The organism is Pseudomonas sp. JQ170C (genome assembly GCF_035581345.1).
In the GTDB taxonomy this organism is placed as follows: domain Bacteria; phylum Pseudomonadota; class Gammaproteobacteria; order Pseudomonadales; family Pseudomonadaceae; genus Aquipseudomonas.
Genome location: NZ_CP141608.1, coordinates 5,799,861 through 5,815,926 on the forward strand (window position 1 = coordinate 5,799,861; position 16,066 = coordinate 5,815,926).

Here is a 16,066-nt window from a genome sequence, read left to right on the forward strand (position 1 = left end):
AAAATGATTTTCACTTGAAGTCATGCCATTCCATTGCCGACATCCCGCAGGTTTCGCCACGCATCCTGCGGGAAAGTAGCAAAAGCGGCAAATTTAGATCGAGTGGTACGTCACACTGTCAGACGGTCGCGGCAGAATCTTTCTACCCCTGCTAAAATGCGCGGCTATTTTTCTAGCGACCCCGGTTTCTGTCATGTCCCGACTCAACCCCCGGCAACAAGAAGCCGTGAACTACGTCGGCGGCCCACTATTGGTGCTCGCCGGTGCTGGCTCCGGCAAAACCAGCGTGATTACGCGCAAAATCGCGCATCTGGTGCAGAACTGCGGCATTCGTGCGCAGTACATCGTGGCCATGACCTTCACCAACAAGGCCGCGCGGGAAATGAAAGAGCGGGTTGGCACCCTGTTGCGCAAGGGCGAAGGGCGCGGCCTGACCGTGTCGACCTTCCACAACCTGGGCCTGAACATCATCCGCAAGGAGCATGAACGGCTGGGCTACAAGCCGGGCTTCTCGATCTTCGACGAGACCGACGTAAAAGCCCTGATGACCGACATCATGCAGAAGGAATACTCGGGCGACGACGGCGTCGACGAGATCAAGAACATGATCGGCGCCTGGAAAAACGACCTGATCCTGCCGCCCGAAGCGCTGGAAAAGGCCCGCAACCCCAAGGAGCAGACCGCCGCCATCGTCTACGCCCACTACCAGCGCACGCTCAAGGCGTTCAACGCGGTGGACTTCGACGACCTGATCCTGCTGCCGGTGAAGCTGTTTGAAGAACACGCCGACATCCTGGAAAAGTGGCAGAACAAGGTGCGCTACCTCCTGGTGGACGAGTACCAGGACACCAACGCCAGCCAGTACCTGCTGGTGAAAATGCTGATCGGCACGCGCAACCAGTTCACCGTGGTAGGTGACGACGACCAGTCGATCTACGCCTGGCGCGGTGCGCGACCCGAAAACCTGATGCTGCTCAAGGACGACTACCCCTCCCTGAAGGTGGTCATGCTCGAGCAGAACTACCGCTCCACCAGCCGCATCCTGCGCTGCGCCAACGTGCTGATCTCGAACAACCCCCATGCCTTCGAGAAGCAGCTGTGGAGCGAGATGGGCCACGGCGATGAAATCCGCGTGATCCGCTGCAAGAACGAGGAAGCCGAGGCCGAACGCGTGGCCATGGAGATCCTCAGCCTGCACCTGCGCACCGACCGGCCCTATAGCGACTTCGCCATCCTCTACCGGGGCAACTACCAGGCCAAGCTGATCGAACTGAAGCTGCAGCACCACCAGGTGCCGTATCGCCTGTCGGGTGGCAACAGCTTCTTCGGCCGCCAGGAAGTGAAGGACCTGATGGCCTACTTCCGCCTGCTGGTAAACCCGGATGACGACAACGCCTACCTGCGGGTGATCAACGTACCGCGCCGTGAAATCGGCTCGACCACCCTGGAAAAGCTCGGCAACTACGCCACCGAGCGCAAGATTTCGATGTATGCCGCCAGCGAGGAGCTGGGCCTGGGCGAGCACCTGGACAGCCGCTTTACCGACCGCCTGCAGCGCTTCAAGCGCTGGATGGACGGGGTGCGTGAAAAGGTTGCGCTGGAAGACCCGATCGCCGCCCTGCGCGGCATGGTCATGGACATCGACTACGAGAACTGGATTCGCACCAACAGCTCCAGCGACAAGGCCGCGGATTTCCGCATGGGCAACGTCTGGTTCCTGATCGAGGCGTTGAAAAACACCCTGGAGAAGGACGAAGACGGTGGCATGACCATCGAGGAAGCCATCGGCAAGCTGGTGCTTCGCGACATGCTCGAGCGCCAGCAGGAAGAGGAAGACGGTGCCGAGGGTGTGCAGATGATGACCCTGCACGCCTCCAAGGGCCTGGAATTCCCCTACGTGTTCATCATGGGCATGGAAGAAGAGATCCTGCCGCACCGCTCCAGCATCGAAGCCGACACCATCGAAGAGGAACGGCGCCTGGCCTACGTGGGCATTACCCGCGCGCGCCAGACTCTGGCGTTTACCTATGCTGCCAAGCGCAAGCAGTACGGCGAGATCATTGACTGCGCCCCGAGCCGTTTTCTCGACGAGCTGCCCGATGACGACCTGGCCTGGGAAGGCCTGGATGATGCACCGACGGAAGTGAAAGCCGCTCGCGGCAATAATGCACTGGCCGATATCCGCGCCATGCTCAAACGTTAGATAATCAACCTTTGCTGCGGCGTAATGCCGTGGCCACTCTTGCTACATCGAGGAATTACCACAGTGGAAGCACTGCACCAGAAGATTCGCGAAGAAGGCATCGTGCTTTCCGATCAGGTTCTCAAAGTCGATGCGTTTCTCAACCATCAGATCGACCCTGCGCTGATGCAACTGATCGGCGACGAGTTCGCCCGTCTGTTCGCCGACTCCGGCGTCACCAAGATCGTCACCATCGAAGCCTCCGGCATTGCCCCGGCGGTGATGACCGGCCTGAAGCTGGGTGTACCGGTGATTTTCGCGCGCAAGCACCAGTCGCTGACCCTGACCGAGAACCTGCTGACCGCCTCGGTGTATTCCTTCACCAAGCAGACTGAAAACACCGTGGCAATCTCGCCGCGCCACCTCAACAGCAGCGACCGCGTGCTGGTGATCGATGACTTCCTGGCCAACGGCAAAGCCTCCCAGGCGCTGATCTCGATCATCAAGCAAGCCGGTGCAACCGTTGCGGGCCTGGGTATCGTCATCGAGAAGTCGTTCCAGGGCGGCCGTGCCGAACTGGACAGCCAGGGCTACCGCGTTGAATCGCTGGCGCGGGTGAAGTCGCTCAAGGATGGCGTGGTTACGTTCATCGAGTGATTGCACGGATCGCGGGGCCAGCCCGCTCCTACGCGGTAGGAGCGGGCTGGCCCCGCGAAAAGTCCCTCAAACCGTGGCTTTCAATCCCGCCAGCAACAACCGCTGATACAACTCTTCCTTCAGCCCCTGCGGCTGCGCCAGCCCCATCCGCGCCAGCTGCGCCGGATACCTCTCGGGCGCCGGTGCATCCAGTGCCGCCTTGCCCAACTCCAGCACCTCGCTCAGCTTGAACTTGCTCTTGAGCCAATTCAGCGCACGCAACAAATCGCGCTCTTCAGTGCTGAAGTCACTGCCCAGCGGATACTCCGGAAACAGCCGTGCATGCCGGTCGCGTATCTGCTGCAAGCGCTGCGGTGTGTTCTCGCCAAAGCGCGGGGCAAGCCGGAAATCCTTGGCCAGCTTGCCGGCCTTCTGCGCCCGCTCGATCAGTTCAGGCTGAAAGCGCGAGTCGGTGATACTCAGCAACCTTGCGATCACTTCGGCATCGGTCTGCCCACGCAGATCGGCAATGCCGTACTCCGTGACGACGATGTCGCGCAAATGCCTGGGAATGGTGCAGTGACCGTAATCCCAGACCAGGTTGGAGCTGACCACCCCACCCGCTTCACGCCAGCTGCGCAGCAGCAGGATCGAACGCGCGCCCTCCAGGGCGTGGCCCTGGGCAACGAAGTTGTACTGGCCACCTACACCGCTCAGGACCCGGCCGTCTTCCAGCTGGTCGGCCACACCCGCGCCCATCAGGGTCATGGTGAATACGGTGTTGATAAAACGCGCGTCGCGGCGCTGCAGGCGCTTGAGCGACTCAACGCCATAGAGCTCGTTGATGTAGCTGATGGCGCTCATTGAAATGCGCTTTCGCGCCAACGGCGGCATCTCACGCAAGCGCTGGTAAAAGGCCCTGGGGCCTAGGAAGAAACCGCCATGCACCAGTACGCCCTGATCATCCAGCTGCCCGTCATTGGCCGCCTGCTGGCGTGCTTCGTCGGCGTACACCGGGCGCCGGATAATGCCCGCATCCAGCAGCGCGAGAAGCCCGTTGACGAACATTTCACTGCAGCCATAAAGGCCCTGAGCGAAAGGCGCGATACCGCCTTCGCGCTCGACCAGCGCTTGCCACGGTTGCAGGTCGATGTCCGCCAGCAATGCCTGGTACGCCTCGCTATCGGCCTGGCGCGCCAGCACTGCAGCGGTCAGGGCATCGCCCATGGCCCCGATGCCGATCTGCAAGGTGCCGCCATCACGCACCAGGGCGCTGGCGTGCAGACCGATGAAGTGGTCCTGGGTGGTCACTGGCATGTTGGGGGTCGAAAACAGGCGCCGGTGCTCGGCGGTGTCGATCAACAGATCGAAGTCCTGGCGGGGTAACTCGCAGGCGCCAGGCATGTAAGGAAGCTCAGCGTGTACCTGGCCCAACAGCAGGATGGTCTCACCGGCGGCGCGGCGGCGGGCGATCATCGGTAGCAGATCGAGGGTAATGTCCGGGTTGCAGCTCAGGCTCAGGTGGTCAGGGTGCTGGGCGTCTTCGGCCACCAGCTGGGCCACCAGGTTCAGGCCCTTGGCATTGATGTCGCGGGCGGCGTGGCTGTAGTTGCTGCTGACATAGTCCTGCTGGGCGGTTGCACTGTGCAGCAGGCTGCCGGGCTGCATGAAGAACTGCTCGACACGAATGTTGGCCGGCATCCGGTCCTTGCGCAGATCATCCAGGTAGGCGAGCTCTTCGTAGTCGCCGAATACACGCTCGATGAAGGGTTCGAGAAAACGTCGCTGCAAGCCATCGCCCAGGTCCGGACGGCCCAGGCTCAGGGCGGTGTAGATCGTCAACTGGCGCTCGGGCAACTGTCGGACCCGTGCATACAGCGCGTTGACGAATGCATTGGGCTTGCCCAATCCCAGCGGCAACCCCATGTGGATATGCGCCGGCAATCGCGCCAGCACCTGGTCCACGGCCTTTTCAATCGAGCAATCGAGCGTCATGTGCGCCTCCCGGTCATCCTTGCAGGTTCGACCGAGCATGCCCCGTGTTTGCTTCACAGGCCAGTGTTTGAATCGCTGTGGGGGCAACTGGCCTGATCGCGGGGCAAGCCCGCTCCTACATGCAAAAACGACAAAGCCCGCGCAGGGCGGGCTTTGTCTGTGAAGCTGGGAGGCTTAGAGGCCGGACATCTTCTTGATGGCGCTTTTGAGGTCGTCATCCGAGCAGTCGGCGCAGGTGCCTTTTGGCGGCATGGCGTTGATGCCGGTGATCGCCTTGGCCAGGATACCGTCCAGACCACCCTGGTGGTCGGCACGCTCTTTCCAGGCGGCAGTGTCGCCGATCTTCGGCGCGCCCAGCAGGCCGCTGCCGTGGCAGGCGTTACAGTGCTTGGCGATGATTTCGTCCGGGGTCTTGGCACCGCCACCACCGGCGGAGGCAGCAACTTCCATCCCCTTGCATTCCTGACCCTGTACACACACCTGGCCAACCGGTTCCAGCCGTTTGGCGATGTCGTCGTTGGTCGCAGCTTGTGCGCTGACTGCCCAAAGGGCCAATACGGCAGCTGGTACGGCCAGCATTTTCTTAATTAGATTCACACGTACACCCTCATGGTGGCTAGTCACGCCCGCGGCCACGGTTTCGCAGGCGGCGCAAGTATAACGGGAACCCTGCCTCACCGAAACAACCCTAGTGTCCAAAGGGTCTTAGCCGCGACAATCCGCCGCGCGCTGCGCCTTAGAAGTTGGCCGGTGTCGCCGCGCTGATCAAACGGGCCGGCTCATCGTACGGATTGCGAAAACGGTGCGGCTTGGTACTTTCAAAATAGTAGCTGTCGCCCGCTTCGAGAATAAAAGTTTCAAGCCCCACTACCAGTTCCAGGCGGCCTTCGAGCAGGATGCCGGTCTCTTCACCGTCGTGGGTGAGCATCTCTTCGCCGGTATCGGCACCCGGTGGGTAGACTTCGTTGAGAAAGGCGATGGCCCGACTCGGATGCGCCTTGCCGACCAGTTTCATGGTCACCGCGCCGTCGGAGATGTCGATCAGTTCGTGGGCCTTGTACACGATCTGCGTGGGGTTTTCCGGTTGCAGCTCTTCGGAAAAGAACTCGACCATAGACATCGGAATACCGCCCAGCACCTTGCGCAGCGAACTGATCGAAGGGCTGACGCTGTTTTTCTCGATCATCGAGATGGTGCTGTTGGTTACGCCCGCCCGTTTGGCGAGTTCACGCTGAGACAGGCCCTTGAGCTTGCGAATGGCTTGCAGTCGTTCACCGACGTCCAATGCTGGAGCCCTCCTAAACGAACGAGTGGGGTCGAAATTGAACGTTATCATCGCAACAGCGTTCAGTATTTACAACACTTCGACCCGCAGCCTGTCCGCTTTGGCGCCTCAATCGCCGATATAGTCCAACGGCACACGCTTGAGGTTGCAGAAGATCTGGTAAGGGATCATTCCAGCCTGCATCGCCACATCACTGGCCAGTACATTCTTGCCCCACAGTTCCACCGGGCTGCCGACGCCGGCTTCCGGCACGTCAGTCAGGTCTATGCAGAGCATGTCCATCGACACCCGGCCAATCAGCTGGCTGCGCTTGCCGGCCACCATCACGGGTGTACCGGTTGGCGCCTGGCGTGGGTAGCCGTCGGCATAGCCCATGGCAACCACACCCACGCGGGTCGGGCGCGGGCTGATGAATTTGGCGCCGTAGCCCACCGGCTCACCGGCCGGCAACTCGCGCACGCTGATCACCCGCGATTGCAGGGTCATCACCGGCTGCAGGCGCGCCGCTTCGGCCTGGGGTACTTCAAAGGGAGTGGCGCCGTAGAGCATGATGCCCGGGCGCACCCAGTCACTGGGGATGTTCGGCCAGCCGAGCACGGCCGGGGAGTTACGCAGACTGACTTCGGCGCTCAGGCCCTGGCGAGCAGCCTGGAACACGGCCACCTGGTCATTGCTGGCGCTGCTGTCGAGTTCGTCGGCGCGGGCGAAGTGGCTCATCAAAACGATGCGGGTCACCTTGCCGCTGGCCAACAGGCGCTGGTAGGCGCTCTGGTAGTCCTTCGGATGCAGCCCCACCCGGTGCATGCCGCTGTCCATCTTCAGCCAGACGGTGATGGGCTTGTTGATCCGTGCCTGCTCGATAGCCTCCAGCTGCCACAGCGAATGCACCACGCACCACAAGTCGTGCTGGGCGATCAGCTCCAGTTCGCTGGCCTCGAAAAAACCTTCGAGCAGCAACACCGGCGCCTTGATCCCGGCAGCCCGCAGCTCCAGTGCTTCCTCGATGCAGGCCACGGCAAAACCATCGGCCTGTTGCTCCAGCGCCAGGGCGCAGCGCACGGCACCGTGGCCATAGGCATCGGCCTTGATCACGGCCAGGGCTTTGGCCCCGGACAGTTCGCGAGCCAGTTGATAGTTGTGACGCAGGGCTTGGAGGTCGATCAGGGCACGGGCGGGACGCATGGCGGCAGCCTTCTGGGCAGTCTGGTTAGAAGTAAAAAACCCGGTGCACAACTACAGCTTGTGGGCCGTCAGTGGCACCGGGTGAGGGATTGCGGGTTACGGCAGTGCGGCGACTACCGACAGTTCAACGAGGATTTCCGGCTCGCACAGCTTGGCCTCGACGGTGGCGCGGGCCGGGGCGACGCCTTTCGGCAGCCACTGGTCCCACACCGCGTTCATGCCCTGGAAATCGGCATCGATGTCCTTGAGGTAGATCGTCACCGAGAGCAGGCGGCTTTTATCGGTGCCTGCCAGGTCCAGCAGGCGCTCGATGTTGGCCAGGGTTTCACGAGTCTGCTGTTCGATGCCGGCATTCATGTCGTCACCCACCTGGCCCGCCAGGTAGACGGTGCCGTTGTGGGTAACGATCTGGCTCATGCGCTCATTGGTGAGCTGGCGCTGGACTGACATGCTTTGCAGGCTCCTGGTGTTTTCCGTAACGCGAAATATCGAGGCCTTCGGCGCTGATTTGCGGCTTTTTGCGCGCCATCAGGTCAGCCAGCAGGCGGCCGGAACCGCAGGCCATGGTCCAACCCAGCGTACCGTGGCCGGTGTTGAGGAACAGGTTGCGGAACGGCGTGGCACCCACGATCGGCGTACCGTCCGGGGTGGTCGGACGCAAGCCGGTCCAGAAGCTGGCCTGGCTCAGGTCGCCGCCGCGAGGATAAAGGTCGTTGACGATCATCTCCAGGGTTTCACGTCGACGCGGGTTCAGCGACAGGTCAAAACCGGCAATCTCGGCCATGCCGCCAACGCGGATGCGGTTGTCGAAACGGGTGATCGCGACCTTGTAGGTCTCGTCGAGAATGGTCGAGGTCGGTGCCATGGCCGGGTCGGTGATCGGCACGGTCAGCGAGTAGCCCTTGAGCGGGTAGACCGGCGCGCGGATGCCCAGTGGCTTGAGCATCTGCGGCGAGTAGCTGCCCAGCGCCAGCACGTAGCGGTCGGCGGTTTCCAGCTTGCCGTCGATCCACACACCGTTGATGCGGTCACCGGCGAAGTCCAGGCGCTGAATGTCCTGGCCGAAGCGGAACTCGACACCCAGCTTGATCGCCATTTCGGCAAGGCGGGTGGTGAACAGTTGGCAGTCGCCAGTCTGGTCGTTAGGCAGACGCAGGGCGCCAGCCAGAATGTCGGTGACGTTGGCCAAGGCCGGTTCGACGCGGGCAATGCCGTCGCGGTCGAGCAGCTCGTAAGGCACGCCGGATTGCTCAAGAACGGCGATGTCCTTGGCAGCGTTATCCAGTTGCGCCTGGGTACGGAACAGCTGGGTGGTGCCCAGGGTGCGGCCTTCATAGGCGATGCCGGTTTCGGCACGCAGCTCGTCCAGGCAGTCACGGCTGTACTCGGACAGACGGACCATGCGCTCCTTGTTCACGGCATAGCGGCTGGCCGTGCAGTTGCGCAGCATTTGCGCCATCCAAAGGTATTGATCAACATCGGCGGTGGCCTTGATGGCCAGGGGCGCATGGCGCTCGAGCAGCCACTTGATGGCCTTGAGCGGCACACCCGGCGCAGCCCAGGGCGAGGCGTAGCCTGGCGAGACCTGGCCGGCGTTGGCAAAGCTGGTTTCCATGGCGACTGCCGGCTGACGGTCGACCACGACCACTTCGTATCCCTGCCGTGCCAAATAGTAGGCACTGGCGGTTCCGATCACACCGCTACCAAGTACCAGAACTCGCATGTTGATTACCCTCGACGCAGCGTATCGCTGACATTTGTTGTTAATGGCGTAGATGGGCGCAGTATAGGAAGGTATGACCAGTGCTTTTCACTATATAAAAGCCTATATTTGGCGAGAATTCTCGGCAAAGTTGGCTTTTACGGAGGGGCATCCACTATGAGAACCCAGCACCAAAGCAAGCGTGAACTGGACAAGATCGACCGCAACATCCTGCGTATCCTGCAGGCAGATGGGCGTATTTCATTCACTGAACTGGGCGAGAAAGTCGGCCTGTCGACCACGCCCTGCACCGAGCGGGTGCGGCGCCTGGAGCGCGAAGGGATCATCATGGGCTACAACGCCCGGCTCAATCCCCAGCATCTGAAGGGCAGCCTGCTGGTGTTCGTGGAAATCAGCCTGGACTACAAGTCGGGCGATACCTTCGAGGAGTTTCGCCGCGCCGTCCTCAAGCTCCCCCATGTGCTGGAGTGCCACCTGGTGTCGGGCGACTTCGACTATCTGGTCAAGGCGCGGATCTCGGAGATGGCCTCCTACCGCAAGCTGCTGGGCGACATCCTGCTCAAGCTGCCGCACGTGCGCGAATCCAAGAGCTATATCGTCATGGAGGAGGTGAAAGAGAGCCTCAACCTGCCCATTCCGGACTGAGCCTCAGACCAGCACCTGGCGGGTGCTGGCGATGTACTGGTGCACCAGCTTCTCGGCCTGCGGATCAATCATTTGCGCAGGCCCGCGACCATTGGGGCATGGCAGGCGCGGAGTGGTACCGAACAGTCGGCAGATCAGCGGCCGCTCTTCATACACCGTGCAGCCTTCGGGCCCCAGGTGCACACAGTTCAGCTCATTGAGCGCGGCCTCCTGTTCAGCAGCGCTCTTGCGCGGCAGGCGGGCCATTTCCTCGGAAGACGTGGTCACCGGCCCGCAGCAGTCATGACAACCCGGAACACACTCGAAGGACGGGATCTGATCGCGCAGGAAACGGATCTTGTGGCTGTTGCAACTCATGGCGGCCTGCGCGAGAAAGAGGAAAGACGCTATTTTGCCCCATGGTTGCCCGGTGCCGAAAGCGCAGCTTATCCTGCGTCAATTTTTCTAAACATATCAATCAGGACTCATCCATGAGCGCCCCTGTTCAACACCCCGCTTCCCACGCAGCCTCCTATTACGCCGCCAGCAGCCTGCCGCAGCCGGAATATCCGTCGTTGCAGGGCGAGCTGACCTGCGACGTGTGCGTGGTGGGCGGTGGCTTTTCCGGGTTGAACACGGCCATCGAGCTGGCTGAGCGCGGGTTGAGCGTGATTGTTCTGGAGGCGCGCAAGATTGGCTGGGGTGCCAGCGGGCGCAATGGCGGCCAGCTGATTCGTGGCGTTGGCCATGGGCTGGATCAGTTCACCCCGATCCTGGGGAGCGAGGGCGTTCGCCAACTCAAGCTGATGGGGCTGGAAGCCGTGGACATCGTCCGCGAGCGTATCGAGCGCCACGGCATTGCCTGCGACCTGACCTGGGGTTACTGCGACCTGGCCAACAAGCCACGCGACCTCGAAGGCTTCGCCGAGGATGCCGAGGAACTGCGCAGCCTGGGCTATCGCCATGAACTGCGCCTGGTGCAGCCTGAGCAGATGCATACGGTGGTTGGCTCCGACCAGTATGTCGGCGGCCTGATCGACATGGGCTCCGGCCATCTGCACCCGCTGAACCTGGCGTTGGGCGAGGCCGCTGTCGCCAGCCAGCTGGGCGTCAAGCTGTTCGAGCAATCGGCGGTGACCCGCATCGACTATGGCCCGCAGGTGCGTGTCCACACCGCCAGCGGCTCAGTACGTGCCAACACCCTGGTGCTGGGCTGCAATGCCTATCTCAATGACCTGAACCCCACGCTCGGCGGCAAGGTGCTGCCGGCCGGCAGCTATATCATTGCCACCGAGCCCCTGAGCGAAGCCAAGGCGCGAACGCTGTTGCCGCAGAACATGGCCGTGTGCGACCAGCGAGTGGCCCTGGACTACTACCGCCTGTCGGCTGACCGGCGCCTGTTGTTCGGGGGGCCTGCCATTACTCCGGCCGCGACCCGCAAGACATCGCCGCCTACATGCGACCGAAGATGCTCAAGGTATTCCCGCAACTGGCCGATGTGCGCATCGACTACCAATGGGGCGGCATGATCGGCATCGGTGCCAATCGCCTGCCGCAGATCGGTCGCCTGGCCGACCAGCCGAATGTGTATTTCGCCCAGGCCTATTCCGGGCACGGGCTCAACGCCACTCACCTGGCCGGCAAACTGCTCGGCGAGGCCATCAGCGGCCAGCAAAGCGGGCGCTTCGACCTGTTCGCCCAAGTGCCGCACATCACCTTCCCGGGTGGCAAGCACCTGCGCTCACCGTTGCTGGCCCTGGGCATGCTCTGGCACCGCCTCAAAGAGCTGGTCTAACCCCGCCAGAACGGCTTCAGCCCTTCTGCGCGGGCCTGCGTCGCACTCAGGCCGATATCACGCAACTGCTCAGGCGTCAGTTGCAGCAGCGCATGGCGGCTGTGCCAGCGGTGCGCCATCAGCCCCCAACGTCCGAGCCCGGCCGGTGCACTGCCCCTCTGCACCGGCTGCTCCAGACCCAGTTCTTCGGCGTGCAAACTCAGGCGCACATCGCTCATACCGCTCATTGCTTGTCTCCTCCGGGTGGGATAACCGTAGGAAAAGCATGCGCGCTCGGGCGAAAGCATTACAGATTCAACGCAACGCTATTATTCCCATACAGAATTGGCGGATTCCCTACTGAATGCTGTATTTTTTCAGCATCTGTATCTGTCGCCAGCCTCATCTGCTGCAGGAGTATGCAATGACCCTCTACGTCAACTTGGCCGAGCTGCTTAGTGCCCGCATCGAGCAAGGCTTGTATCGCCCCGGCGACCGCCTGCCCTCGGTACGCGCCCTGAGCGTGGAACACGGGGTCAGCCTGAGCACGGTACAACAGGCCTATCGCCTGCTGGAAGACAACGGCCTGGCCGCACCACGACCGAAATCCGGTTATTTCGTGCCCACTGACCGTAGCCTGCCGGCCCTGCCCGATGTCAGTCGCCCGGCGCAGCGTCCGGTGGAAATTTCCCAGTGGGAACAGGTCATCGAACTGGTCCGCAGCGTGCCGAGCAAGGACGTGGTGCAACTGGGACGCGGCATGCCGGATATCGACAGCCCGACACTCAAGCCCTTGCTGCGCAGCCTGGCCCAGCTCAGTCGGCGCCAGGACATGCCGGGGCTGTACTACGACACCATCTCCGGCACCCAGGCCCTGCGCGTGCAGATCGCCCGGCTGATGCTCGACTCCGGGTGCACGGTCGGCCCCGACGACCTGGTGGTGACTACCGGCTGCCATGAAGCCCTGTCGGCCAGCATCCGCGCGGTGTGCCAGCCTGGCGACATCGTGGCCGTGGACTCGCCCAGCTTTCACGGCGCCATGCAGACCCTCAAGGGCCTGGGCATGAAAGCCCTGGAGATTCCCACCGACCCGATCACCGGCATCAGCCTCGAAGCCCTGGAGCTGGCCCTGGAACAGTGGCCGATCAAGCTCATCCAGATCACCCCCAGCTGCAACAACCCGATGGGCTACATCATGCCCGAGGCGCGCAAGAAGGCCTTGCTGACCCTGGCACAGCGCTTCGATGTGGCGATCCTGGAAGACGATGTGTATGGCGACCTGGCCTACACCTACCCGCGTCCACGCACCGTCAAGTCGTTCGACGAAGATGGCCGGGTGCTGCTGTGCAGCTCGTTCTCCAAGACCCTGGCGCCGGGCCTGCGCATCGGCTGGGTCGCGCCCGGGCGCTACCTGGAGCGGGTGCTGCACATGAAGTACATCAGCACCGGCTGCACCGCGACACAGCCGCAGCTGGCGATTGCCGACTTCATCGAAGGAGGCCACTACCAGCCGCACCTGCGGCGTATGCGCAGCCAGTATCAACGCAGTCGCGATCAGATGAGCGACTGGATCACCCGCTACTTTCCGCCAGGCACCCGCGCCAGCCGGCCACAAGGTGGCTTCATGCTGTGGGTGGAGTTGCCGGAAAGTTTCGATACGCTGCGCCTGAATCGGGCTTTACTTGGGCAAGGTGTACAGATCGCCGTAGGCAGTATCTTTTCCGCCTCGGGCAAGTACCGTAACTGCCTGCGGATGAACTTCGCCGCACGCCCGACCCACGAGATCGAGGCAGCCGTACGCAAGGTTGGCGAGACCGCCATTCGTCTACTGGCTGAAGACGACAACGGCGGGTAACTTTCCGCCGCCGCTCGCGGTCCAACCCCATAAGCCTTTGTCGTTAAGGACTCATCGCCTTGAGAAACCCGCGTGCGCTGCCCGTGATGCTGTCGCTGATGCTCGGCCTGGGTGGTTGCGCCACTGTCAGTCAGCCGCGCCACGTGACCCAGGCGCTGCCCGCTGGCGACTCGGCCTTCGGTCGCTCGGTGCAGCGCCAGGCTTCCGCCTATGAGGGGCGTTCCGGTTTTCGCCTGCTGCCCAACAGCAACGAGGCGTTTCGCGCCCGCGCCGAGCTGATCCGCAATGCCCAGTCGAGCATTGACCTGCAGTACTACATCGTCCATGACGGCCTGAGTACCCGCGCCCTGGTGCATGAGCTGCTGCAAGCCGCCGACCGCGGCGTGCGGGTACGCATCCTGCTCGACGACACCACCAGCGATGGCCTCGATGTGCAGATGGCCACCCTCGCCGCCCATCCCAACATCCACATCCGCGTGTTCAACCCCTTGCGCCTTGGGCGCAGCACCGGCCCGACCCGGGCCCTGGGCCGCTTGTTCAATCTGAACCTGCAACACCGGCGCATGCATAACAAGTTGTGGCTGGTGGACAACAGCATGGCCATTGTCGGTGGCCGCAACCTGGGCGATGAGTACTTCGATGCCGAACCGAACCTGAACTTCACCGACATCGACCTGCTCGGCGTCGGCCCGGTAGCCGAGCAACTGGGGCACAGCTTTGACCAGTACTGGAACAGTGCCCTGAGCAAGCCGATCGGCGACTTTCTCCTGACCCAGCCCGACGCCAACGACCTGCGCGCCAGCCGCCAGCGCCTGGAGGCCTACCTTGCCGACGCCAGGATCAAGCGCAAGGCCCTGTACGACCGCCTGATGGCCTACCAGACCCACCCGCGCCTGGACGTGTGGCGCAATGAGCTGATCTGGGCCCACAACCAGGCGCTCTGGGACGCGCCGAGCAAGGTACTGGCCAGCGACGAACCCGACCCGCAGTTGCTGATGACACAGCAGTTGGCCCCGGAAATGAACGGCGTGCAGCACGAGCTGATCATGATCTCGGCCTACTTCGTCCCCGGCGAGCCTGGCCTGCTGTACCTCACCAGCCGCGCCGATGCCGGTGTGTCGGTCAAGCTGTTGACCAACTCCCTGGAGGCCACTGACGTGCCGGCGGTTCATGGTGGCTACGCGCCCTACCGCCGGGCATTGCTGGAGCATGGCGTAGATCTGTACGAGCTACGCCGCCAGCCGGGCGACCCCAGTGCCAATCGAAGAATGCGCCTGTATGGCAGCTCCGACTCCAGTTTGCACAGCAAGGCCATCATCTTCGACCGGCGCAAGACCTTCATCGGCTCGTTCAACTTTGACCCGCGCTCAGTGCTGTGGAATACCGAAGTGGGCATCCTGGTCGACAGCCAGGAACTGGCCGAGTACGCCCGCGACCTCGCGGTGCAGGGTATGGCCCCGGCGTTGAGCTACCAACCGCAACTGGTGAACGACCAGATTGTCTGGGTCACTGAAGACAACCACCACCTGCACACCCTCACCACCGAGCCCGGTGGGCTCTGGCGGCGTTTCAACGCCTGGGTCAGCAAGGCCGTTGGCCTGGAGCGGATGCTCTAGGCCGGCGCCGGCTCAAAGGCATTCGGACGCCGCGCCAGCAGCACCAGCCCGGCCGCGCCAGCAGCCATCAGCAACGGCAAGGCATGCCCGCTGACCCACTGGCTGCCCGCGCCTGCCGCCAGCGGCCCGATCAGGCAACCAATCCCCCACAGTTGCGCCACATGGGCGTTGGCACGCACCAGCGCATCGTCGCGGTAGCGCTCGCCGATCAGCACCAGCGACAAGGTGAACAAGCCACCGGCGCTGGCACCGAACAGCACCCACAGCGGCCAGATCATCCAGGTGTGCATGAACAGCGGAATGGCCAGGCTCGAGAGCAGCAGGGTCAGCGCGCAGCCGCTGAACAGGGTGCGACGCGACATACGATCGGCCAGGGCGCCGATGGGCAGTTGCAGCAACGCGTCACCCACCACCACCGTACTGACCATGAACAAGGCCAGCTCCGTGCTGAAGCCTTGTTGCAGGCAGTAGACCGGCAACAGCGTGAGAATCATCGCCTCGAACGCGGCGAACAGGGCAATGGCCCAGGCAATGACCGGCAAGCGCCGGCAAAAGCCGATCAGGTCGCTGAAGGTGACGCTGCAGGCCTCCGAAACCGGCGCCCCGCTACGCCCCAGCAGCACCAGCGGCGCCACCAGCAACAGGCCGGCCCCGACCCAGAAACCGAGGTCATCCTCCGACCCCACCACCCCAAGCAGCAGCGGGCCGGCCAACTGGCTCAAGGCGTAGGTGCTGCCGTACAGCGCCACCAGCCGACCGCGCCATTGCTCGACCACCAATTGGTTGATCCAGCTTTCACCCAGAATGAACACAATCGTCAGGATCACGCCGATCAGCAGGCGCAGCACCAGCCACACCGGGTAGCTGGGCAACAGTGCCAACAAACCGATGGACAATGCCCCGGCCCACAGGCACAGGCGCATCAGCCCGGGAGTACCGAACCGGGCAGCAAGACGGCTGGACACTTTGGCGCCGACCAGCACACCAATGGCCGGCATCGCCGCCATCACGCCAATGGCAAAACTGCCGTAGCCCCAGCCTTCCAGACGCAGGGACACCAGCGGCATGGTGACCCCCAGGGCAAGGCCGACACTGAGCACCGCCGAGAGCACAGCGAAATAGGTACCCCAACGCATTGCAGCCTCCCAGGCTGTTGTGACTGAGCAGAAACAACACAGCCGGACCTGCGTCGAG

Annotated in this window: 14 protein-coding genes and 1 pseudogene; 6 read left to right on the forward strand and 9 right to left on the reverse strand. The window is 62.7% G+C overall.

The window, feature by feature from the left end:
- Window positions 1-193 precede the first annotated feature (193 nt).
- Both rep and U9R80_RS26540 read left to right on the forward strand, forming a co-directional pair.
- On the forward strand, window positions 194-2,203 hold the full coding sequence (gene rep / locus U9R80_RS26535; protein ID WP_301838828.1) for a DNA helicase Rep: 2,010 nt from the start codon (window positions 194-196) through the stop codon (window positions 2,201-2,203).
- Between the two features lie 63 nt (window positions 2,204-2,266).
- Window positions 2,267-2,839, forward strand: a complete 573-nt coding sequence (locus tag U9R80_RS26540; protein ID WP_274116868.1) for a xanthine phosphoribosyltransferase — start codon at window positions 2,267-2,269, stop codon at window positions 2,837-2,839.
- Window positions 2,840-2,905: 66 nt separating this feature from the next.
- On the opposite strand, the gene U9R80_RS26545 is transcribed toward U9R80_RS26540, so the two are convergent.
- From U9R80_RS26545 to dadA, 6 genes are all read right to left on the reverse strand, one after another.
- A complete protein-coding gene (locus U9R80_RS26545) occupies window positions 2,906-4,813 on the reverse strand; it encodes an acetyl-CoA hydrolase/transferase C-terminal domain-containing protein (RefSeq protein WP_301838831.1) in 1,908 nt (635 codons plus the stop codon).
- 174 nt (window positions 4,814-4,987) lie between these two features.
- The gene (locus tag U9R80_RS26550; protein WP_324804438.1) at window positions 4,988-5,410 is read right to left on the reverse strand and encodes a c-type cytochrome; all 423 of its coding nucleotides are present in this window, start codon (window positions 5,408-5,410) and stop codon (window positions 4,988-4,990) included.
- A gap of 139 nt (window positions 5,411-5,549) precedes the next feature.
- Entirely contained in the window at window positions 5,550-6,098 is a 549-nt protein-coding gene (locus U9R80_RS26555; RefSeq protein WP_028942437.1) for a cupin domain-containing protein, read from the reverse strand.
- A gap of 108 nt (window positions 6,099-6,206) precedes the next feature.
- Entirely contained in the window at window positions 6,207-7,280 is a 1,074-nt protein-coding gene (gene alr / locus U9R80_RS26560) for an alanine racemase (RefSeq protein WP_301838834.1), read from the reverse strand.
- Window positions 7,281-7,376: 96 nt separating this feature from the next.
- A complete protein-coding gene (locus tag U9R80_RS26565; protein ID WP_301838836.1) occupies window positions 7,377-7,730 on the reverse strand; it encodes a RidA family protein in 354 nt (117 codons plus the stop codon).
- The gene (gene dadA / locus U9R80_RS26570) at window positions 7,702-9,003 is read right to left on the reverse strand and encodes a D-amino acid dehydrogenase (protein WP_301838837.1); all 1,302 of its coding nucleotides are present in this window, start codon (window positions 9,001-9,003) and stop codon (window positions 7,702-7,704) included. The genes U9R80_RS26565 and dadA overlap by 29 nt, the downstream gene beginning before the upstream one ends.
- 156 nt (window positions 9,004-9,159) lie before the next feature.
- Between dadA and dadR the strand changes: the two genes are divergently transcribed.
- Window positions 9,160-9,648 carry a transcriptional regulator DadR gene (gene dadR, locus U9R80_RS26575; protein ID WP_008366790.1) on the forward strand — a complete coding sequence of 163 codons (489 nt, stop codon included), beginning with the start codon at window positions 9,160-9,162 and terminating at the stop codon, window positions 9,646-9,648.
- A 3-nt stretch (window positions 9,649-9,651) separates the two neighbouring features.
- Here dadR and U9R80_RS26580 read toward each other — a convergent pair whose 3' ends face one another.
- Window positions 9,652-10,005, reverse strand: coding sequence for a YkgJ family cysteine cluster protein (locus U9R80_RS26580; protein WP_274116873.1), 354 nt, complete (start codon window positions 10,003-10,005; stop codon window positions 9,652-9,654).
- A gap of 113 nt (window positions 10,006-10,118) precedes the next feature.
- Between U9R80_RS26580 and U9R80_RS26585 the strand changes: the two are divergent.
- Window positions 10,119-11,422, forward strand: a pseudogene (locus U9R80_RS26585) (NAD(P)/FAD-dependent oxidoreductase).
- Here U9R80_RS26585 and U9R80_RS26590 read toward each other — a convergent pair.
- The gene (locus tag U9R80_RS26590) at window positions 11,419-11,649 is read right to left on the reverse strand and encodes a DUF1127 domain-containing protein (protein ID WP_301838838.1); all 231 of its coding nucleotides are present in this window, start codon (window positions 11,647-11,649) and stop codon (window positions 11,419-11,421) included. The pseudogene U9R80_RS26585 and the gene U9R80_RS26590 overlap by 4 nt on opposite strands.
- 176 nt (window positions 11,650-11,825) lie before the next feature.
- Between U9R80_RS26590 and U9R80_RS26595 the strand changes: the two genes are divergently transcribed.
- Both U9R80_RS26595 and U9R80_RS26600 read left to right on the forward strand, forming a co-directional pair.
- Window positions 11,826-13,256, forward strand: coding sequence for an aminotransferase-like domain-containing protein (locus tag U9R80_RS26595; protein WP_301838839.1), 1,431 nt, complete (start codon window positions 11,826-11,828; stop codon window positions 13,254-13,256).
- 59 nt (window positions 13,257-13,315) lie between these two features.
- A complete protein-coding gene (locus tag U9R80_RS26600; protein ID WP_301838840.1) occupies window positions 13,316-14,872 on the forward strand; it encodes a phospholipase D family protein in 1,557 nt (518 codons plus the stop codon).
- On the opposite strand, the gene U9R80_RS26605 is transcribed toward U9R80_RS26600, so the two are convergent.
- Window positions 14,869-16,008: an MFS transporter gene (locus U9R80_RS26605; RefSeq protein WP_301838842.1), complete on the reverse strand. Its 1,140-nt coding sequence runs from the start codon at window positions 16,006-16,008 to the stop codon at window positions 14,869-14,871. The genes U9R80_RS26600 and U9R80_RS26605 overlap by 4 nt on opposite strands.
- Window positions 16,009-16,066 lie beyond the last annotated feature (58 nt).